The 21394-nt window shown below is 51.9% G+C and carries 19 protein-coding genes and 1 other RNA gene; 11 read left to right on the top strand and 9 right to left on the bottom strand.

All coding sequences use genetic code 11. The features are described 5' to 3' along the window. Positions 1-273: 273 nt before the first annotated feature. Together hda and ACJJI4_RS03160 are read right to left on the bottom strand one after the other, a co-directional pair. Positions 274-987: a DnaA regulatory inactivator Hda gene (gene hda / locus ACJJI4_RS03165; protein ID WP_282931683.1), complete on the bottom strand. Its 714-nt coding sequence runs from the start codon at positions 985-987 to the stop codon at positions 274-276. A 1-nt stretch (position 988) separates the two neighbouring features. After that, positions 989-2086: a DUF2066 domain-containing protein gene (locus ACJJI4_RS03160; RefSeq protein WP_444927019.1), complete on the bottom strand. Its 1098-nt coding sequence runs from the start codon at positions 2084-2086 to the stop codon at positions 989-991. 277 nt (positions 2087-2363) lie between these two features. Between ACJJI4_RS03160 and purM the strand changes: the two genes are divergently transcribed. The 6 genes from purM to ACJJI4_RS03130 all read left to right on the top strand — a co-directional run bounded on the left by purM (position 2364) and on the right by ACJJI4_RS03130 (position 9122). Then, a complete protein-coding gene (purM, locus tag ACJJI4_RS03155; RefSeq protein ID WP_444927018.1) occupies positions 2364-3425 on the top strand; it encodes a phosphoribosylformylglycinamidine cyclo-ligase in 1062 nt (353 codons plus the stop codon). Continuing rightward, entirely contained in the window at positions 3425-4069 is a 645-nt protein-coding gene (purN, locus tag ACJJI4_RS03150) for a phosphoribosylglycinamide formyltransferase (protein WP_444927017.1), read from the top strand. Before purM ends, purN begins: the two co-directional genes overlap by 1 nt. A gap of 101 nt (positions 4070-4170) precedes the next feature. After that, a complete protein-coding gene (locus tag ACJJI4_RS03145; protein ID WP_282931679.1) occupies positions 4171-4875 on the top strand; it encodes a DUF3108 domain-containing protein in 705 nt (234 codons plus the stop codon). Positions 4876-5119: 244 nt separating this feature from the next. Beyond that, positions 5120-6523, top strand: a complete 1404-nt coding sequence (locus ACJJI4_RS03140; protein WP_444927016.1) for an OmpP1/FadL family transporter — start codon at positions 5120-5122, stop codon at positions 6521-6523. 506 nt (positions 6524-7029) lie between these two features. Continuing rightward, the gene (locus ACJJI4_RS03135; RefSeq protein ID WP_444927015.1) at positions 7030-7803 is read left to right on the top strand and encodes a type IV pili methyl-accepting chemotaxis transducer N-terminal domain-containing protein; all 774 of its coding nucleotides are present in this window, start codon (positions 7030-7032) and stop codon (positions 7801-7803) included. A 2-nt stretch (positions 7804-7805) separates the two neighbouring features. Continuing rightward, positions 7806-9122 (top strand): YlbE family protein, encoded by a 1317-nt coding sequence (locus ACJJI4_RS03130; RefSeq protein WP_444927014.1) that lies wholly within the window; start codon positions 7806-7808, stop codon positions 9120-9122. A 106-nt stretch (positions 9123-9228) separates the two neighbouring features. On the opposite strand, the gene ACJJI4_RS03125 is transcribed toward ACJJI4_RS03130, so the two are convergent. Both ACJJI4_RS03125 and ffs read right to left on the bottom strand, forming a co-directional pair. Further along, positions 9229-11088: a M2 family metallopeptidase gene (locus tag ACJJI4_RS03125; RefSeq protein WP_444927013.1), complete on the bottom strand. Its 1860-nt coding sequence runs from the start codon at positions 11086-11088 to the stop codon at positions 9229-9231. A gap of 251 nt (positions 11089-11339) precedes the next feature. Beyond that, positions 11340-11437, bottom strand: an RNA gene (ffs, locus tag ACJJI4_RS03120) — signal recognition particle sRNA small type. A gap of 134 nt (positions 11438-11571) precedes the next feature. On the opposite strand from ffs, the gene ACJJI4_RS03115 reads away from it, so the two are divergent. The 3 genes from ACJJI4_RS03115 to ACJJI4_RS03105 all read left to right on the top strand — a co-directional run bounded on the left by ACJJI4_RS03115 (position 11572) and on the right by ACJJI4_RS03105 (position 14806). Then, complete coding sequence (locus ACJJI4_RS03115; RefSeq protein WP_444927012.1) at positions 11572-12432, top strand: 6-carboxytetrahydropterin synthase; 861 nt, start codon at positions 11572-11574, stop codon at positions 12430-12432. A 54-nt stretch (positions 12433-12486) separates the two neighbouring features. Then, positions 12487-13203 (top strand): 16S rRNA (uracil(1498)-N(3))-methyltransferase, encoded by a 717-nt coding sequence (locus ACJJI4_RS03110; protein ID WP_444894666.1) that lies wholly within the window; start codon positions 12487-12489, stop codon positions 13201-13203. Positions 13204-13450: 247 nt separating this feature from the next. Then, positions 13451-14806, top strand: coding sequence for a substrate-binding domain-containing protein (locus ACJJI4_RS03105; RefSeq protein WP_444927011.1), 1356 nt, complete (start codon positions 13451-13453; stop codon positions 14804-14806). 292 nt (positions 14807-15098) lie between these two features. On the opposite strand, the gene ald is transcribed toward ACJJI4_RS03105, so the two are convergent. Then, the gene (ald, locus tag ACJJI4_RS03100; protein ID WP_413664782.1) at positions 15099-16244 is read right to left on the bottom strand and encodes an alanine dehydrogenase; all 1146 of its coding nucleotides are present in this window, start codon (positions 16242-16244) and stop codon (positions 15099-15101) included. A 195-nt stretch (positions 16245-16439) separates the two neighbouring features. Here ald and ACJJI4_RS03095 point away from each other — a divergent pair, with 195 nt between their 5' ends. Further along, positions 16440-16925, top strand: coding sequence for an Lrp/AsnC ligand binding domain-containing protein (locus tag ACJJI4_RS03095; protein WP_108732211.1), 486 nt, complete (start codon positions 16440-16442; stop codon positions 16923-16925). Between the two features lie 50 nt (positions 16926-16975). Here ACJJI4_RS03095 and ACJJI4_RS03090 read toward each other — a convergent pair whose 3' ends face one another. The 3 genes from ACJJI4_RS03090 to putP all read right to left on the bottom strand — a co-directional run bounded on the left by ACJJI4_RS03090 (position 16976) and on the right by putP (position 19679). Continuing rightward, positions 16976-17440: an Mpo1 family 2-hydroxy fatty acid dioxygenase gene (locus ACJJI4_RS03090; protein ID WP_108732210.1), complete on the bottom strand. Its 465-nt coding sequence runs from the start codon at positions 17438-17440 to the stop codon at positions 16976-16978. A gap of 107 nt (positions 17441-17547) precedes the next feature. Continuing rightward, positions 17548-18060 (bottom strand): O-acetyl-ADP-ribose deacetylase, encoded by a 513-nt coding sequence (locus tag ACJJI4_RS03085; RefSeq protein WP_444906091.1) that lies wholly within the window; start codon positions 18058-18060, stop codon positions 17548-17550. 152 nt (positions 18061-18212) lie between these two features. Further along, positions 18213-19679 (bottom strand): sodium/proline symporter PutP, encoded by a 1467-nt coding sequence (putP, locus tag ACJJI4_RS03080; protein ID WP_282931667.1) that lies wholly within the window; start codon positions 19677-19679, stop codon positions 18213-18215. 114 nt (positions 19680-19793) lie between these two features. On the opposite strand from putP, the gene ACJJI4_RS03075 reads away from it, so the two are divergent. Continuing rightward, a complete protein-coding gene (locus tag ACJJI4_RS03075) occupies positions 19794-20495 on the top strand; it encodes a hypothetical protein (RefSeq protein WP_282931666.1) in 702 nt (233 codons plus the stop codon). On the opposite strand, the gene ttcA is transcribed toward ACJJI4_RS03075, so the two are convergent. Continuing rightward, positions 20380-21297 (bottom strand): tRNA 2-thiocytidine(32) synthetase TtcA, encoded by a 918-nt coding sequence (ttcA, locus tag ACJJI4_RS03070; protein ID WP_444894820.1) that lies wholly within the window; start codon positions 21295-21297, stop codon positions 20380-20382. The genes ACJJI4_RS03075 and ttcA overlap by 116 nt on opposite strands. Positions 21298-21394: the final 97 nt, after the last annotated feature.

Raw genomic sequence — 21394 nt, 5'->3', positions numbered from 1 at the left:
CGCTGCCCTCAACCAGAGACATTTGGGAGCAAACAGGGGCAAGACTCACCATAAACCCATTCGCTGCCTCAAATTGGTATCGTGGGCAGAGCAGATTTCACACGGAAATACACAGGTGAAGAAGATGGAGCTGGAGTAGATAGGGAAAGGCGAAGTGAGTAAACACCAACCTTAATAGACGGAAAAAGCGTCTAGTGTCGCTAAAACACAAGGCAGAGGAGCCCAAATGAGCTCAGGAGACTAAAGCAGGTCGGCCAGAGCCCGGTGCTGGGGTCAGATATCCAAAACCTGCTTAACAAAAGGAATGGTGATTTTACGCTTAGCCATAAGTGAAGCCCGGTCCAACTCCTCCAGACACAGAAAGAGTGCTCGAGTATCCCTCGGGGCGCGGTGCAATATGTACTGGGCCACATCTTCCGGCAGGTCGAAACCGCGCAGACGGCTGCGACGGCGCAGGGCGGCAACTTTATCGCTGTCATTCAGGGTTTTGAGCTGGAACACCAGGGACCAGTGCAGGCGTGACTGCAAATCAGCCAGGGCAATATCCATACCGCGGGGAGACTTGCGAGCCCCCATCAATAACTGCCTGCCGCCATCCTTAACTCGGTTATAGAGATGGAAAATAGCGGTCTGCCACTCGGGCTGCCCTTCCAACAAATGAACATCATCTATACAGACAAGGTCCAGGCGTTCGAGTCCGTCGAGAATAACAGCCGGGTCCATGTTCATTAGGTCTGCGAGAGGGAGATAATGGAAAGAGCGACCATTGGCCTCTGCGCACTGACAAGCAGACTGAAGCAAGTGGCTAATACCACTACCCGCCTCACCCCAAATGTAAATTACAGACTCGGGATTCTCGCCACTGGCAAAAGACTGCAGCAGGGCAACTACCTGTCGATTTGGATCTGAATCCGACAGGTAGAAGTTATCAAAAGTGGCGTCATCCCGCAGGGATACCCCCAGCGGCAATTGTTGCGGAATACTCATCTCAATCCCAGTGATAGCGCAACGGATTCTCAGCGCTGCCCAAGGGTGAACGGTATCCATTCAGGTTAATGGCGTCTCCGTCCGCTTGTGCTCGCAATTTATGGTTTAGAGCCAGGGTATCACGCAAATTGCTCAACCCTGCCGAAGTGACCAGTGCCAGGCGCATTCGGTCCCCTTCAACAGAGAGCAGGTTAGCACTGCTGACCTGTGCCAACCCCTGTAGATAACCAGATGCCTTGGCATAATCAGCAAAACTGTCGATACCAGATAACTCAACAATCACCGCGCCCAACTGATTGTCCTGGCCATTTGGGGACACCGCATAGCGCTGCGCGAGAACATTGGCCAGCTGGTTAACGCCGCGCAGAGCGACCTCTTCCAGCGAACCTCCGGCAGTATCAAAGGCATAACTGCGACCGCCGTGAATTAGCAACCAATCTGCCTGCCAGCGATGGCCCGAAGCTTGAAGCACCCGCCCCATCAAAGTGGCATCGGGACTATAGCGAAAACCCGCCTTCTCAGCTGCCTGCTCATCCTGGGCCCAGAGAGCTCCCAGGGGCATATTGCGCTGATCATTAAGATCCATTACCGGGAAATCCAGGGGGACACCGCGCTCGATAGCCATTGCCTCGAGTACAGAGAAGAGCTCCGGGGTCGCCTCTTCACTCAAAGCACTGCGTCCCTCTTGCAGGGTATCTACTGCAAGCCACACCAAAGTACCGGGGCGATTGTTAGGCCACACGGGCAAGTTCAATTGATTAACTTGCCGGGAGATCGCTTGGGGATCAAAGGAAAGGTGCAAGTAGAGCTGATTGTCCTCGCGGGTATAGCGATACCCTTGAACAAACTGCTGTGCATTCTTTAATATCGGCTGCACATTTGGGTTACTACCGACAGCGGCATCTCCCGTAACACGTACGAACACACGTTCCAGGCCGCGACTTCCGGCTGCTGTACGATCCGTGGCTCCGCGACTCGACACAGCCTCGACAACTTCGTACAAATCCGAGATGACTCGAGCTTGAACCGGTAGGGCTAGAACACTGATGATCAGAGCCAGCAACTGCAACACCAATCCCTGCCGGAGCAGCTTGTGCATAGGACTTCTCTCCAAACCTCTTATTTTCCGCCCCTGAGCTTGCAGAAATTATTATCGATGTGCAAGACGCCAGATTTTAGGGCGGACTAAAAATTGCGGCTATTGTATCAGCGTCAGACGTTTCTCTCAGCCCCGAGTTCTCACTATCGGAGTGATTTCACAGTTCAAATGGTGAGAAAATGCCGAAATCCCCCTTCGAGATGCCGTCTGGGCGTGGCTCCCGAGGCAAGACCCAGATAGAATACGCGCCCTTCGAATACCCACCGCAGGAAGAATCATGAGCGATTCCAAGCCGCAATCTACGCAAACATCCCTCTCTTATAAAGATGCCGGTGTCGATATCGACGCAGGTAATGCACTGGTAGAGCGCATCAAAAATGTCGCCAAACGCACATCCCGCCCCGAGGTAATGGGCGGACTGGGCGGATTCGGCGCCCTGTGTGAACTTCCAAGCGGCTATAAAGAGCCGGTTTTGGTTTCCGGCACCGACGGTGTAGGTACCAAGTTACGCCTGGCAATGGACTTGGGCATTCACGACAGCATCGGTATCGATCTTGTCGCCATGTGTGTAAATGACTTGATCGTAGCAGGAGCTGAACCCCTCTTCTTCCTCGACTATTACGCAACCGGCAAACTCAATGTCGATATTGCTGCAGAAGTAGTTACCGGCATTGGCAAAGGCTGTGAGCTGTCAGGCTGCGCACTGGTCGGCGGCGAGACCGCCGAAATGCCCGGCATGTACGAAGGCGACGATTATGACCTGGCAGGCTTCTGCACCGGTGTCGTAGAAAAATCTGAAATCATCGACGGCAGCAAAGTTAAAGCTGGCGACGTATTGATCGGCCTGGCCTCCAGTGGCCCCCACTCCAATGGCTACTCCCTGATCCGCAAGGTTCTAGAAGTCAGCGGTGCCGATCTCCAGCAGGACATCGGCGGTGAAATACTGGCCAAAGCGTTGATGGCCCCGACCCGTATTTACGTTAAAAACCTGCTGCAATTAATGAAGACCTTCCAGGTGAATGCGCTAAGCCATATCACTGGCGGCGGCTTACTGGAAAACCTGCCCCGCGTACTGCCCGAAGGCTGCAGCGCGCGTATTGATGTCACCAGCTGGGAAATGCCTCCTGTATTTAATTGGCTGCGTGATGCAGGCAATATCGATAGCCGCGAAATGTACCGCACGTTTAACTGCGGTGTTGGCATGGTTATTTGCGTGCCTGCAGAGCAATCCGAGTCGGCACTATCCGCTCTCAAGCAAATGGGCGAAGACGCCTTTGTCGTTGGCACTATCGAAGATGCCAAAGAAGGGGCGGAAGCAGTAGAGCTGGCGGGGCTGTAATGTCTTGTAGAGTTGCCGTATTAATCTCCGGTAGTGGCAGCAACCTGCAGGCTCTGCTGGATGCCGCCGCACAAGAGGACGCGCCTTTTTCCGTGACTGCAGTTGTCAGCAATAAGGCAGATGCCTATGGTCTGACTCGCGCAGAACAGGCAGGCGTTCCCACCTCTGTGGTGGATCACCGGGATTTCTCCAGCAGAGAAACCTTCGATCACGCCTTGATCGAAGAGATCGACAAGTGCAAACCAGATTTGGTTGTACTGGCTGGGTTTATGCGTATTTTGACACCCGACTTTGTGCGCCACTACAACGGCCGCCTGATCAACATTCACCCCTCCTTACTGCCGAAATACCAGGGCCTGCATACCCATAAGCGGGCACTGGAAGCCGGGGACAAAGAACACGGAGTAACCGTGCATTTTGTCACCGAGGAACTCGATGGCGGGCCACCTATCGTCCAAGCCATTGTTCCTGTAAAGGAGGGAGACACTCCAGAGCTATTGGCAAAGCGAGTGCAGGTTCAAGAACACATCATTTACCCCATGGCAGTTACCTGGTTTGCTCAGCAGCGCCTGCAAATGGCAGATGATCGAGTTCAGCTGGATGGTGAATTACTACCTCACCACGGGGTTCAGGTTTCCGCATAAAACCAGACCTTGATAGCTGGCGGGGTAAAAGTCCTTCAATGTACTTTGCGCGCCTCGCCAGCTAGTATTCAAAAGGGTTCAGTTTTTTGTGGGATATCACAGTGCGCCTTTTTGCTACCTCTCTGTTTCTTTTTTTAATTACCGGCCAGGCAATTGCTGCTGAGCTGGAACCTTTCAAAGCCACCTACGCCGCCCGATTTAATGGGATCAGCATTACCGCCACTCGGGAATTGTCCGGACAGGACGGCAACTGGCGCCTGGACTTCGATAGCAGCGCCCTTTTTGCCAGCATTAAAGAGTACTCTCGCTTTACCAGCCAGGATGGCCATATCACCCCCCAACATTACGAATATCGCCGCAAAGGCCTTGGTCGAAATCGCGCCACGGTGCTTAATTTCGAACCGTCAAAAGGTATGATCTTTAACGTTCATAATCCGGAGCGGGATCTCAAAGACGCCCCTCCCAATATCCTTGACAAGGTGAGCTATCAAATCCAACTGGCACTCGATGTCGCCGCAGGAAAAACAGACCTTCAATACAAAGTTGCCGACGGCAAAAAAATTCGCGATTACAAATTCAGTCAAGTTGGCACTGAAACCCTAAAAACACCTCTGGGTCCGGTGGAGACAATTAAAGTCGCTCGAGTGAGAGATAAAGACTCTGGAAGAGAGACAACTGTCTGGATCGCACCGCAATGGAACTACGCTTTGGTGAAACTTATCCAAAGAGAAGAAAATGGCAAAAGGTATCAAATCAACCTGACAAATTTATCCATCAACGGCGAAAAAGTCGCTGCCAGCCAATAAATGGCCACATTTTCGACTGATGAAAAAAAATCCGTCGACTTGGATAGATTTTTGTCCCCATTGTCTTTATAAAGTCACTCCTCTCCCTCACTAGGGCAATGACGTATTGCTAGACTTTTTAGTAAGGGATTTGCTACGGAAGTGGAAGGTACTTATATAAGTCTAAAGGCCTTCCTGCCATGGCAGAGTTTATTCCAACCTGTTTATGGCTTTCAGTAATCAGCAGACTTAGAGATGGGTTCTCATGAATAAAAAATACCTGCGACACGCAGTTCTGGCCGCAGCTATCAGCTCCGTTTCCCAAGGCGCTATGGCTGCAGGTTTCTACTTGCAGGAAACCAGTGCAACAGGCCTTGGCCGCGCATTTGCTGCCGAAAACACTATCGGCGACAACGCTGCGATTCTGGCGCGCAACCCAGCCGGTTCAGCACTATTCAATACTTACACCATTTCTCTTGGTGCGACTTACGTTGATCCCGAAATCGATGTTGATGGTGATGTCACCTACTACGTCGGCAGTGAGGAAACTGGCTACCTGGGATTCGAAACTCCCGCGAGCGCCAAAGACTACGCCACCAGCGCAGTAATCCCCAACGGCTACCTGGCCGCCCCCATCAATGATGAGTGGTCCTGGGGCCTGGCCATGTACACCGACTTTGGCCTGGAAACTGATTTCCCGGATAACTTCCCCGCAACTACGATCGCTAACAAAACCTCTCTGCTGACTGTAAACATCCAGCCATCTGTTGCTTACGATTTTAACGATCAATTCAGCATTGGCCTGGCAGCGAATATTTTCTACGTTGATGCAGAACTGAACACCACCTTCCCCGATGACTTCCTGATCGGTGACGTTGTAGCACCCGCCTTTGGATTTAACCCCTCCGGCGCCACCGTGTTGGACGTAAAAGGGGATGCCTGGGACCTGAGCTGGACCATCGGCGGCCTGTGGCGCATCAGCGACAACACTCGCGCAGGTATTTCTTACCACGCTAAGTACGACCCCAAAATTAAGGGTGAAGTAAGCTCCGACATCGCTCCGAGCCCGCTGGATTCATTTGACGATACTTCCGGCAACCTGACCCTGAACCTGCCTGACACCCTGGAGCTGGGCTTCTACCACCGCTTCAACAATAACTGGGGTGTGGCGGTAGGCTACATGTGGACCAACTGGGACCGTTTCGAGCGCCTCGAAGCCTTTATCCCCTCCGCTGGTGAAGACTACAACCCGCTTCTGCTGAAAGAAGAAAACTTCCAAAGCGGCTCTCGTTTCAGTATCGGTGGTGAATACTACCGCAATGACGAGTGGACCTTCCGCTTTGGTTACGCTTACGATCAAGGCGCTGCCCGCGACGGCTTGAACCGCCATGAAACCGAAGAACTCTCAGAACTGGTAGACGAAGACCTTCCGATTACCTGGCGTACCCTGTCTATTCCCGACACTGATCGCCAGTGGCTGACTGTTGGCGGCACCTACTCACTAACTGACAAACTCACTGTTGATGGCGCTTTCGCCTACATCTGGGGTGATGACGAAGTTATCCAGGAAGCTAACAACATTAACGACTCCCTGATTACCTACTTCGATGGTGGCACCACCAAAACCGAAGCTTACCTGTTCAGCTTGGCTCTGAATTACCAGTTCTAAGTCACCTTAGATCTGATGAAAAGAAGGCTCTACCCCTAGTAGGGCCTTTTTTATTTCCGGCTATTATCAAGCCCCATCTAAACTTCCACAAACCCCACAACAATCCACTCCCCAGAAAGCCCCCCTCACCCCCAATCCAAATACCACCAAAGCGTTAACAGCGAAAAAAAGGGTTAGATATCTCCATCCTTAAATTTGATATAAGGAACGTCAAATCCTAAAACCAGATGAGTTTGCAAAATCATATTTCCTAACAACGTATTTAAATTATTTATTTTTGCTCAATCAATGGAATTCGGAGCTTATTTGTTTAACTTATCAATATTGTTCAAAATCGCCTTATTCAGAAAGCAGCCCCTATAAGCTCACATCACTGTTACTCAAGGACCTCTGGATAACTCCGTAATACCTCTGCGACCTTTCATTAACCGGGAGGGCCCACGCATGCATTGCAAACATCAAACCCACTTAAATTGTGAAGTAAGTCAAACTACAAGAGTAAAATCATGAAGTTGTCAGCAGTATTTATCTTGTTAATTTTAAGCCTGGATGTCGCAGCCTTCTCTATGGGAGACGCCATCAATACGGCTGGTAAACAGAGAATGCTATCCCAGCGCATTACCCAGACTTACATCTTGCGCGGCATTCAACCGGATGCAGAGCGCCACGAAAAGGTATTTGCCCGATCAATTCACGAATTTAAAAAGAATCACGAGAAACTAAATAATTTTCATGGCGCAGAAAAGATCAGAGATCAACTTGTTGAAGTTGAAAAAGAATGGAAAGCGTTTGAGTCTGTCGCCTCACAACCAGTCAATAAACAAAGCGCCAGCGAATTATTTCAGCGCAGCAACTCCCTTCTTTCTGCCGCCCACACCTATGTGGTCCAACTCCAACAAGTCGCCAATCACAACAGCGCCGAGCTCATTAATATCGCCGGTCGCCAGCGTATGCTCTCCCAGAGAATCGCCAAGAACTACGCTGCTAAACTATGGGAAGTATCCTTGGATGATGCCGAAACCGGATTGCAGGAAGATCTCTCCGAATACTCCAACCGACTGAACCAGCTATTGGAGAGCCCCCTCAATACTCCAGAGATCAATGACAATCTACGCAAAGCAAAAGACCACCTGAGTTACGCCAGCCGGGGGTTTGAGGGAAATATGAAAATATCTGAAAAGCGCCAAATTCAGGTAATTACCGGCACCACGGATCTAATGCTACGCAATATGAACATCATTACTGAACAATATGCTGAATTGCTAAATTCAGGGGAGTAGGGATGAGAACGGATATTGAATTCAGGCCCAGTACCGAAGAAATCCTCCATAAACTGGCAACGCCTGAGTTCCAGGCACTCAATCAGCAAGCTAATGACGAATCCATTAAGCGCATGAAGCAGGCTGTGCCGATTTTGATCGGGATAGGTAAAGCTGGCGACAACATTCCCGGAATGCGAAAAAATTTAGTCCTGCATGCCGGTCCCCCAATAACCTGGCAGCGGGCATCTGGACCGTTAAAAGGCGCAATCATTGCCGGTCTGATTTATGAAGGCCTGGCTAAAAATAAAGCTGAAGCGGAGCAGGTTATGGAGGAAGGCCAGGTTGATCTTGAGCCTTGCCATAACCACAATGCGGTCGGGCCCATGGCTGGCATTATTACCCATTCAATGTCTGTGTATATTGTCGAAGATAAGCTATCCGGCAATCGGGCTTATTCCAACCTTAGTGATGATCGCGCCGATTACCGCGGCAGCTCTATTCGCTTTGGCGTGTATGACAAAGAGGCCATCGATTACCTTCGTTGGATAGAGGACGAAATTGCCCCCGTACTAAATCAAGCAATCCAGGATGAAGGCGGAATTGATTTTGTACCTATAATTGGCCGGAGTCTCCTTATGGGAGACGACTGCCATGTAATGACTAATGCCGCCACACTGATTTTCTCTAGAATTTTAATGCCGGGAGTTATTCGGGCCAGTAAAAAGCGAAAAGATATTGAAAGGATTACCAACCAAATCTACAAGGATGAGACATTCCCATTAAACCCAATCATGGCGACCTGCAAAGTTGTTTCCGATGCTGGCAGCGGTATTCCTCACAGCAGCATTATTACAACTATGGCTCGCAATGGGACGGAATTTGGTATTCAAGTTTCAGGGCTGGATAAGGCCTGGTTTACCGGCTTAGCGGGGGTTGGCCATGGACTGTTAATGCCGGGAATCACTCCTGCAGATGTCAACCGGGACATGGGAGACAGTGCTATCACCGAGACCATGGGTTTTGGCGGCACCCTTAAAATATCCTCAGGAACATACCAAGACAACATCGACAGCATATTGAAGATGTATGATATCTGCCACTCTGAGAGTGACTTTGTCGTTACTCCAGGCATTGAGGGTAGAGGCGCTCCATTTGGTTTTGACCTGCTAAAAATCATAAGAACCGGTACAACACCAACTATCAACTCTGGCCTGGCCCACAAAAGCATGAACCACTATCAAGTCGGTACCGGGTCTCTGCACCCCCCGCTGGAAGCATTTTTAAATGCTGCTGCCAGCTTCCTGGATTCAGAGGAAGAGCAACCCTCAGTCCACTAATAACTGAGCCTCACAACGAATTCCCAAGATTCATATTTCACATGGGCATAAAACAGAAAAAGGGGCAAAGCCCCTTTTTCTAATACCGACAAACTAAAAGCTCAGATTACCAACCGCACTGACGCCCTTGGTTCTGCTCTTCCAGATACGCCATCAGCGGCTGGAAGTAATCGATAATGGCGGAAGCATCCAGGTCGCGCTGACCAGTGAGCGCTTCCATAGCATCCGGCCAGGGCTTGCTTGCACCCATTGCCAACATAGCGCGCAGCTTCTTACCAGCCTCATCATTCTGGTAGATGGAGCAGCGGTGCAACGGTCCGGTTTCACCAGCGGCTTCACACAGCGCACGGTGGAATTGGAACTGCTGGATACGCGCCAGGAAGTAGCGAGCGTAAGGTGTATTACCGGGGATATGGTACTTGGCACCCGGATCGAAGTTCTCTTCGGAGCGCTCTACCGGAGCGGCAATGCCCTGGTAATCTTCACGCAGTTTCCACCAGGCTTTGTTGTAGTCTTCCGGCTTCACCTCACCGTTGAATACCTGCCAGCGCCACTTATCAACGAGCAGACCAAATGGCAGGAAGGCGATCTTATCCAGCGCCTGCTGCATCAGGTAACCGATATCTTTACTCTCATCCGGCACCTCATTCATCAGACCGATTTCCTTCAGGTACTTCGGCGTGATGGAAAGCGCGATAGTGTCGCCAACAGCTTCGTGGAAACCGTCGTTAGCGCCATTTTTATAGAGGAAAGGCTGATCTTTATAGATGCGCTGGTAGAAGTTGTGGCCCAATTCATGGTGGATGGTAACCAGGTCTTCACCCGTTTTATTGATACACATCTTGATGCGGAGATCGTCCTGCCCATCCATATTCCAGGCACTGGCATGACAAACTACATCGCGATCGCGTGGCTGGGTGAACTGAGAGCGCTCCCAGAAAGTTTCCGGTAGAGGCTTAAAGCCCAGGGAGGTGAAGAACTTCTCCCCCACTTTAACCATGTCTTTTTCACTCATGCCGGAATCAACCACCAGCTGAGTCAGATCATAGGGCGCCTGCATGTCATCGTCTTTGACTATGTCATAGACGTTACCCCACTCCTGGGCCCACATATTACCCAGCAAGTGCGCAGGGATTTTACCCTGAGCCGGCACTACGTCATCGCCGTAATGCTCATTCAACTTGGCGCGAACATGGCAGTGCAAAGCTTCGTACAACGGCTTCACTTTACCCCACTGGGTATCCATATCCGCAGCAAAGGCATCCGGAGCCATATCGTATTTGGAGCGCCAAAAAACACTTAGGTTGTCATAACCCAATTCTTTGGTACCGGCATTACCAATCTCCACCTGGCGCTCATACAGAGGCTTCATGGGAGGAGAAACTTTACGCCAACCAACCCACAAATCCTTAAGCAATTCAGGATCGCGATTAGTCGCCATCACCTGCCCCATCTCGGTCAGGGTATAGCACTTTTCTTCACCGGCATCTTCGCGGCAGTATTTACCGGCACCGTACATGCCCTGCATTTTTGAGCCAATTTGCGCCAGCTCAGAAGTTAATGCCGGATCTTTCGGCGCGGGGAAAACCAAACCCTGCTTCAACATGGTCAACTGACGACGGGTATCCGGGTCCAGGTCCAGGTCGTTAAATTTGGCGGCCTCTGAAGCCAGCTCCACTGCCAGGGTGGTGTATCGCTCTGAAGCCAAAGCCTCTACATATTGGGAATCAATATTGATATAGGTAGAAGCAAGCCAAGCCGCATGACTTGCCTCTTGCCCCATTTTTTCCAAGCGAGCCTGGGCATCATTTAGGAAAGCTTGCGCATCTTTGGCTGTCAGCTGGGAATTCTCAGCTGGACTTTCCGCAGTCGCCTGAGCCACACCAACCGGTTTTACCGCTTGCTGCCCACTGTCACAGGCAGACAGTGCAACGGCAACCACTATCGAGAGAGCAACTTTTTTCATTTTCTCCTCAAGAATCATTTTTAGATCTGCTTATAGTTGACGCCGTTTATAGCATAAGCCCCACACAATCAGCGACGGCAAGGCCGAAGATCGAGCCAGATCGACACAAAATCCCCTTTTATATCGTCTTTGCGGGAAAAAATTTGGTGAGGAAAAGAGTAAAAACCCAGGACACGGTCGAGCAAAACACTCTCAACGGGGATTTTTCAGGGGATGATTTTTGAAACAAAGAAGGGAGAGATTGGAGGCAGCCCAACCAGCAACACCCTCGGCACATGATACCACTGCTACCGTTGCTCCCTTCCGGGCCTGGCGGAGTTCACAGCTGCTCATTGCGAGGGGACCGGGAGGGCCGCCACAACGATCTTCGGTGCCAGTGCATCCGAAGAGGGCGCGATTATAGAGGCATAAACGAATAAGATCCAGCCCTATTAACAGGTTATAATAAACGACTACTATCTCACCCCCTGCAAAGAGTTACTCATGCACTTGTTTGTCGATAATTTAACCAACGTTGACTTCAGCTACCTCGACTCAAAACGAGGCATCGTAGGCGAGACCTGGCTGGCAAACGCAGCCCTTGATGGCGCCTTGGATGAACAGGGGATGGTTTGCGACTTTGGCATAGTGAAAAAGACCCTGAGGCATTGGCTGGATGATCAAGTCGACCACCGCCTCCTGGTACCTACCCGCTCACCCCAACTGACCCTGGAGCACAATGGAGACCAGGTTAACCTGACCTGGCTACTGGAAAGCGGGGCCTCTATTAAAGTGTCAGGTCCAGAACAAGCTTTCGCCTTAGTGGACGCCGAGGTAATTACTCCTGAGAGCGTCGCCGTCTGGTGTGTCCAGCAACTGGCCAGCCACTTCCCCGATAGCGTGGAGAAGCTCAAACTCAGCTTCCACTGTGAAGTGATTGAAGATGCTTTCTACCACTACAGCCATGGCCTGAAGAAACACCTTGGCAACTGCCAGCGTATCGCCCATGGACACCGTTCACGAATTCAGGTCATGACGGGTGGCCACCGCGATGCAGAGCTGGAAAAGTACTGGGCTGAGCGCTGGGAAGATATCTACCTGGGCACTCGTGAGGATCTGGTTTCAACAACTGCCGATGATCGCGGTGAGGAAATGCATAACTTTGCTTACAGTGCACAACAGGGAAACTTCACCCTGTCCATCCCTGCCAAAGTTTGTGAAATTCTTGACTGTGATACCACGGTGGAGCAGTTGGCCCAATATATCGCCAACACCCTGGCGGCAAAAGAACCGGGGAAAGCGATTACCGTAAGAGCCTACGAAGGAATTGGCAAAGGCGCGATTGCTTCAGCTCAAACCAGCTAGCCCAGCCCCATAGCACCGACACCGTTATAAATTGAAGTACCAAGGCGCCCGACTTTGAACCTGATTGTTTTACAAAAGCACGACTTTATTAGTCCCAATCGCGTCCGCCTGAGTGGACGCCAGCTGGAGCATATCACCAAGGTTCACAGAGCAGCGCCGGGACAACAACTGCGTGTCGGACTGCTCGACGGGCAAATAGGGAATGGCGAGATTGTTACGCTCGACGAGAAGTGCGTTGAGCTTGAAGTGGCATTCGCAATCGATCCGCCCCAGCCACTACCTCTCACACTTATTTTGGCCCTGCCTCGCCCCAAAATGCTCAAGAGGGTTATCCAGCACCTAACAGCACTCGGGGTCAAAAAACTGGTTTTAATTAATAGTTACCGGGTCGAAAAGTCTTACTGGCAAACCCCTTGGTTGCAGGAAGACAAACTCTTTGAGCAATGCCTGCTCGGACTCGAGCAGGCTGTCGATACGCAAATGCCAGAAATTCTGTTGCGCAAACGCTTCAAACCGTTTGTCGAAGACGAACTCCCTTCCCTCTCCAGTGACTCTCGTAAACTGGTGGCTCATCCAGTAGGGGGAACGGCTTGCCCTGTGGACATAAAGCAACCGACCACTTTAGCCATTGGCCCTGAAGGCGGCTTTATCAGCTATGAAGTCGAGAAGCTCCAGGAAGCAGGCTTTCAATCCGTTCACCTGGGGCCACGTATTTTACGGGTAGAAACTGCACTGCCAGTGCTAATTAGCCGGTTATTTCCCGCGTTTTAAATTATCGGACTTTACGAGGCTCTGCTGCATATCCACAGGAGCCTCTGAGTACTTACCCGACGTATTGCTTTTTAAGCTTTTACGAAAGCTTAACCACCCATACTTCAATTGTTCAAATAAACCCCGCTAAAGTTACCTATCTCTAACGATGAGAGAATTGCGTAATTTAGCAATCAATATTTCATCAATTTGTCACAATTAAGTCATATTTTGCGCCCTCGTTTTACCACCTTACGGTCGAATTACTATGAGCGTATTTTTAAGCCGGCTAAAGCAAACCCTTACCTTCCTTCTTCTTGGGGGGGCACTGGCTGCTGCAACTTCTACAGCCCAAACCCGTTTCCCTCCCGATACAACGGGCCTGCTTTTTACTCTACACGGCTCCAATACTGTCGGTGCAAAGCTGGCACCCAACCTGGTGAGTGATTACCTGGAATCCCGAGGTGGCAGTAATCTGGAGGTTATTCCTCTAGAGAAAGAAAATGAGGTTCGAGTACAGGGGGATCTCGGTGGCAATAAAATTTATGTCGATATTGCGGCACACGGTTCAAGCACTGGATTTAAAGGCCTTGAACGGTCCCAGGCCAATATCGCCATGGCTTCGCGACCAATAAAAGATGCTGAGCACGCAGCCCTGAGTCGCTTTGGAGATATGCGCGGTCAAGGTGCAGAACATGTTATTGCTATCGATGGACTCGCCATTATTGTTCACCCTAAAAACCCCATTACTCAATTAACCCTGCAACAAATAGCAGCAATATTTTCCGGGAAAATTACCGACTGGTCTGAAGTGGGCGGGCGGAAAGGTCGTATCAAAGTTCTGGCGAGAGATAATCAGTCCGGCACCTGGGATACGTTTAAAAGCTTGGTGCTTGGAAAAAAGCACTCCCTTATTGCCAATGCAAAACGCTTCGAATCGAATGATCAATTGTCGGACCGTGTTTCGGCAAACCCCAATAGTATTGGATTTGTCGGCTTGGCATCTATTCGACGGGCCAAGGCAGTGTCAGTATCCGATCAGAACACCCAACCACAAGCTCCAGAACATCTGACAATTGCAACTGAAGACTACCCCCTCTCCCGCCGCCTTTTTCTCTATACCGCTGCTTACGGTTTAAAACCCGCCGCCGAAGAGTTCCTGCACTTTGTACAGAGTGAGCAGGGGCAGGAGCAGGTAAAGGCCACTGGGTTTGTCGCGCAAACGCCGATCGGTGTAAAACCTGAAGCCAATCGGGAAGGCCCCAGCGAGTACCTAAAATTAACGGAAAATGCAGAGCGCCTGAGCATTAACTTCCGTTTCTCTGAAGGCAGCGCCTCTTTAGATAACAAGGCAAAACAGGATATACAGCGACTTGTCCGCTTTATGCAAAAGCCTGAGAACAGCCACAAGCGACTACTATTGATCGGGTTTGGCGATGAAAAAGTCAGTGAGGGGCGCTCAATCGTTTTATCAAAACTACGCGCAGTTACCGTTCGCTCCGCTCTAAGGGATCACCAGATTAATACAGCACCGGTTCAGGGCTTTGGTGCCTATCTGCCGGTAGCCTCCAACAGCTCCAGCTCAAAGATAAAAAATCGCCGGGTAGAAATCTGGGTTATTTAACCCTAGCCCTAAACCCCTCTCCCCCGTGAGGCGACAAGGACGTCCCTCAGCATCCTTTTTTCTCTTCCTCCTCCCCTTCCCCAGTTTTTCCCTAAACAACAAGCCCAGCTTTCTCCAAAACATAAATAACGCGCATAAAAAAGCCGCGTAAATACGCGGCTATCAATTAGTGGCTATGCCACCAGGTCTCACAGAGAGGAACGCAAAGAGCGCTCCGGGGGAAACTTCCCAACAACAAGCGCGTTACCGCTTATTTACAATGCGGCCGCCCTCAGGCGGCCACCGGGGGCAATTAAGCTACAGCGTCTTCCGCTACTGCTTGTTTTTGCAGAGCCAGTTTGGGATCTACAAACTCGTAACCCAATACGTCGGCTACGGCTTGGTAGGTCACCATGCCAGCGTGAACATTCAGGCCTTCCAGCAGGTTGGAATCGTCCAACAGTGCCTGCTTGGCGCCTTTGTTTGCCAGGGCTACCGCGAAAGGCAGGGTGGCATTGTTCAGGGCCATAGTAGAGGTGCGAGCTACACCACCGGGCATGTTGGCAACACAGTAGTGAACCACACCATCAACTACGTAAGTAGGCTCTTGGTGGGTAGTCGCCTTGGAAGTCTCGAAACAACCGCCCTGGTCAATAGCAACGTCAGCTACAACTGCGCCTTTCTTCATACGGCTGATAATGTCGCGGGTCAGCAGTTTGGGGGCTGCCGCGCCAGGAATCAGAACCGCACCAACAACCAGGTCAGCTTCCAGTGCGTGCTTTTCAATAGCATCATTAGTGGAGTACTCAGTGCGAACCGCGCCACCGAAAATATCGTCCAGCTGACGCAGACGCGGCAGGGAGCGGTCGAGGATAGTAACGTCAGCACCCATACCCAGGGCCATCTTCGCTGCGTTAGTACCAACAACACCGCCACCGATAATCAGGACTTTAGCGGGAGCTACACCGGGAACACCGCCGAGCAGTACGCCGAGACCACCCTGGGCTTTTTCCAGGTGGTGGGCACCGCACTGTACAGACATACGGCCAGCAACTTCAGACATAGGCGCCAGCAGAGGCAGGCCACCGAAGCGGTCGGTTACAGTTTCATAAGCGATGCAGGTAGCGCCGGATTTCACCAGCAGCTCAGTTTGTTTGGGGTCTGGAGCCAGGTGCAGATAGGTGTAAAGAACCTGCCCAGGGCGCAGCATTTCGCACTCGTGGGGCTGGGGTTCTTTTACCTTGACGATCATATCGGCAGTGGCAAAAATCTCTTCCGGAGTATCAATAATCTTGGCGCCGGCTTGAACGTACATCTCATCGGGGAAACCAATAGCGGCACCACCATCCTTCTGTACGATCACTTGGTGGCCGTGGCCAACCAGTTCGCGAACACTCGACGGCGTCAGGCCAATACGATACTCGTGGTTCTTAATCTCTTTAGGGACGCCAATCAACATTTTCCTTCTCCTCGCTCTGTGCGCTCGGTACTGCCTTAATCAAATAGGAGTACCTAATTTCTATGTTTTCCCCAGTATAAGAACAGATAAGAAGTGGATATTTAGTAGATTTTTGATAAAACTAGTGGAATCCACTATACAACCTGTCGCCAAGTCTACTTTTTGACCATGTCGACCAATTCGGAGTCAGCAGTTATGCGCAAACGTGCGGGAGAGCTAAGCACTATCGACCGGAACATATTGCGTGTTCTACAAAAGAATGGGAGAACCAGCTATGCCGAGCTGGCCCGACAGGTGGGATTGACCGCGACCCCCTGCGTCGAACGGGTCAAGCGCCTGGAAAATGACAATGTTATTCAGGGTTATACCGCCTTGATTAATCCGGAATACCTCGATGCTGCCCTGGTGGTTTTCGTGCAGATCAGGCTGAACCGCTCCGCACAGGACGCCTTCGAGGAATTTCGCAACGCCGTAGCCGCCCTGCCGGAAGTTCAGGAGTGTTACTTGGTATCGGGGAATTTTGATTACTTGATCAAGGCCCGGGTGGCGGATATGAGTGCCTATCGCAAGTTCTACGGCGAAACGCTTTTAACGCTGCCGGAGGTGCAGGAGTGCACCAGCTATGTGGTGATGGAAGAAGTCAAAGAGACACTGGAAGTACCGGTTCACTACAACCGATAGCGGGATAGATCGATGAGTGGCCGCAGCCACTCATCTGCATAAACCGGCAATCAGTATTGAATGCCCAGTTTCCGGTAAATAAACCCGATCACCCAGGCGGGGCCGATCAACAGGAATTGTAAGTCCTTAAAGAAAGAGGGTTTCTTGCCTTCGATATGGTGGCCAATAAATTGGAACACCCACATGATCACAAATAGGGCCAGTGCCGTCTGCCAGATAGGCACCCCCAGCCGCTCCAATACCGACCAAGCCCACAGGCATAAAACAGTTAACCCCGTCATTCCCAGGGCAATGGGAAACGACATCGCGAAATAAAACAGGAGAATCGGGATTGTCACCACGACAGCCCAGTTCAGCCAGGGAATTGTCGCCATAAATTCCGGCTGCGGAACTGCCCACAAAAGTCCGGCCACAGTTGCGTAAATTACGGGAACAGCAATCCAATGAATGGATTTGTTGATCGGATTCTGATGACTCTCACCATACTCGGAAAACCACTGCTGGGCACTGCGCATGACAATCTCCTCATTCTTATATTGTTATTGTCAGAGCAATAATAATCGCCAAGCCATGGATATCAATCAATGGCCGAAAATACCACGAGGCCTACAAAGCGTGGCTTTTAGCGCCTAACGTAAGCATCCAACTGGGATAGATAGAGATCCGCCATCGATTTATCGAAACAGCAGAATACAACCTGCTGCGGCGCGCCCTCCTTCTCCTGGAATTGCTGTACCTGCTCTACAGCCACCTCTACGGCCAGCTCCGGGGGATAATCGTAGATACCGCAACTGATCGCAGGAAAAGCAATCGAGCGCATGTTTTCGCGCCGAGCCAATGCCAGGCAGTGTCGATAACAGCTGGAGAGCAGCTCGGGCTCACCCAAACTGCCGCCGCGCCAAACCGGCCCAACTGTGTGGTAGATACGTTTTACGGGAATGGAATAAGCGCCAGTGGCGCGCACTTCACCAACAGGACAACCGCCCAGACTGCGGCAGGCCTCCAGTAGATTGGGCCCCGCTGCGCGGTGTATGGCCCCATCGACACCACCGCCTCCCAAGAGACGGCTGTTGGCAGCATTGACGATTACATCGACGTGCAATCGAGTGATATCACCGAGATGAACTTTGATCACTCAGCATCTCCAACCGCTATTTGAATAATTGCTGCGGATGGAAATCCATTTCACTTCACAACAGTCGCACCTTTGCCAGAGATGCGTCCCTAGCGCGGCTGGTCTGTCTCGGCCCGAGCGAGTCGCTCGGGCTCAAGTCCTGCCCTGCCCCCTCAACCAAGCAACTTGCGGTGCTGTGAGGCAACGGCTTCCGGGCACTTCGTCAGCGCGCTCACTAACACGATAGCAGCTGAAGAGAAAACAAAACCCGGCAACAGCTCATAAACATCAAAAATGCCACCGGAGAGTTGCTCCCACACCACAACGGTGAGGCCGCCAACGATAACACCGGCAATAGCGCCACTACCGGTCATACGGGACCAGTAGAGACTGATCAACAACGCCGGGCCAAAGGCAGCGCCCAGGCCAGCCCAGGCGTAACTCACTACATCCAGAACCTTGGAATCCGGGTCCATCGCAATCCACACAGCGACCAGTGATAAAGCAACCACCGCCCAGCGCCCCACTTTCACCATGGCTTCCGGGGTGGTCTCACGCCCAAACCAAACGTGGTAAATATCCTCCGCCAGTGCAGCCGAGGACACCAACAGCTGGGAATCTGCCGTACTCATAATGGCAGATAGAATCGCCGCCAAAAGAACACCGGCAACTAGCGGGTGGAACAGCACCTGTACCATTTCCATAAACACAGTTTCGCCATCTGGCAGGCTCTGCTGGATTTCCAGGTGGGCAAACAGGCCTACCGCCATTGCACCCAAGAAACCGGCCAGGGACCAAACCGCCGCTACTGTCGCCGCAACCGGAATATCGTTAGGGCTGCGCACCGCCATAAATCGCGCCAAGATATGCGGCTGGCCGAAGTAGCCCAGTCCCCAGGCCAGGGAACTGAGTATCGCCACCAGGCTTAAGGTTTGCCCGGTGTTATCGGTCATCCAGTGGGTCAGCTGTGGCATCTCCGTTTGCAGGCGAGTCCAGCTGGCAGAAAAACCACCCTGATCAGAAATAACAACGAGAGGCACCGCAATCAGCGCCGCACTCATCAGCAGTCCCTGGAACACATCGGTCCAGGACACTGCCAAAAACCCGCCAAACAGGGTGTAAGAAATAACGGCAACCGCACCGATAATCACCGCCCAGCGATAATCCCAGCCAAACACCGTTTCAAACAATTTGCCGCCGGCAATCAGGCCGGAAGCCACATAGAAAAGGAAAAATAGAAGGATGAATATCGCGCAGACGGTGCGCAGATAGGGGTGCCCCATCTTAAACCGACGATCCAGATAAGCAGGCACCGTCAGGGAGTCGTCCAGCTCATAGGTGTAGATGCGCAGGCGCCGGCCCATTGTCACCCAGCTCAGAACGATGCCGGAAAAAAGACCAATTGCGATCCAACCGGCAGAGAGCCCCGCCGCATAGGCCGCACCAGGTAGTCCCAGGAGCAGCCAGCCACTCATATCCGAGGCTCCGGCAGACAGGGCCGCCACAGCCGGCGGCAGGGAGCGTCCGCCGAGGAAATAGTCGCTGGCATTTTTCGTACGCATGTAGGCGTAAATACCGATAACAACAATCAACGCCAAATAGGCGACAAAAGTAAGGGCAATCAGCCACTCGGCGGCCATAAGGGATTCCTTCTGATCAAAGTGGGGTGGCACTTGGCGCGGGAATAGTCTGCGTTTTCCTGCTCAATTTTTCAGCGCATTGAGCTATGGAAAGAGCACCACCTAAAAATTGTTATGTTTATTGCGCGTAAATCTACCCATAAGGTGGCGCCGACTCAATCAGCAAACTACATATATGTTGGATACAACTACAGAAAAAAAGACAACACTATGGGCATTTGTCTGGACGAGCTCCGACTCCAGGTTATCCGTCCAACCCTCAAGCACTTGAGAGCCTGGAGCCAGGGCATGGAGAATCTCCTTCTGGGAACCGCTGCCCAGGAGTCGCAATTGGGCTTCCACCTCAAACAGGGACGGCGCCACGGGCTGGGTATTTACCAAATCCAGCCCCACACTCATCGGGAAATCTGGGATCAATACCTGATCGATCACCCAAGCCTCGCCTCAAAAGTGCGAGGGCTAGCGAGCCAGCGGGATTTTCTCGATCACCCCCACAGCGAACTGACCACCAACCTGCGCTATGCCACAGCTATCGCCTGGCTGATTTACAGGTCGGCCGAAGTCCACAAGATCCAGGACGAGGAAACCTCAGACGTGGCCAATATGGCGCGCCTCTGGCATCAGCACTTTCACCACGGGCCCAGTGCCAGTCCCCGGGACTTTGAATGCAGTTACGCGCAACTGGTCAGCGGTGCAGATCCTACAGATTCAGCGCCTCGATATACTGGGGCTCCACTTCCTGAGCATCCTCAGGCTCCCAAGAATTCACCTGGCGCTGGATTGAATGGTCAGGACGCTCGACAGCCGACGGCTTAGAGCGATCCAGTTCCAGACTCTCAAAATCGTAGAGGTCCCTGTCCGCCAATTGTGACGGGGACACCCGGGTAATCGCGGCGAAAATATTCTCGCTGCGGCCTGGGAATTTCTTATCCCACTCCCGCACCATCTGCTTGATCGCCTGGCGCTGAAGGTTCTCCTGGCTGCCGCACAGGTTGCACGGAATAATCGGGAACTGCTTGTACTCGGCGTACTGGGCGATGTCCTCTTCGCGGCAATAGGCGAGCGGACGGATCACGATATTGCGGCCATCGTCGGCGCGCAGTTTGGGCGGCATCGCCTTGAGGCGACCACCGTAAAACATATTCAGGAACAGGGTCTCGACGATATCGTCTTTGTGATGGCCCAGTGCCACCTTGGTGGCGCCAATTTCTTCAGCAAAGCCATACAAGGTGCCACGACGCAGACGGGAACAGAGCCCGCAAGTGGTCTTGCCCTCAGGCACCACTTCCTTCACGACCGAGTAGGTATCCTTCTCGACAATATGGTGGGGAACACCCAGGGACTGCAGGTATTCCGGCAGGATATGCTCGGGGAAGCCCGGCTGTTTCTGATCCATATTGACCGCCACCAGTTCAAAGTTAACCGGCGCTGTCCTCTGCAAATTCAGCAGCACATCCAGCATGGCGTAGGAATCCTTACCGCCGGACAAACAGACCATAATCTTGTCGCCCTCTTCAATCATGTTGAAGTCGGCGATGGCGCGGCCCACATGGCGGCGCAGGCGCTTTTGCAGCTTATTAAACTCGAGCCGCTCGCGGCGGTTTTCCAATTCGGGCATGGTGTCTCTCTAACTCATTCGCGACCAGTGACCGGGCCCAGAGTACCGGCACAAAACCTTAAACTTTGGGACCAGATCCAGGCTTTCCTGTTCCTGG

It is taken from the genome of Microbulbifer maximicatervae (SeqCode) (assembly GCF_052467305.1).
The sequence above is the reverse complement of the archived record's forward strand: the minus strand, read 5'-3'. Positions and strand labels throughout refer to the sequence as shown.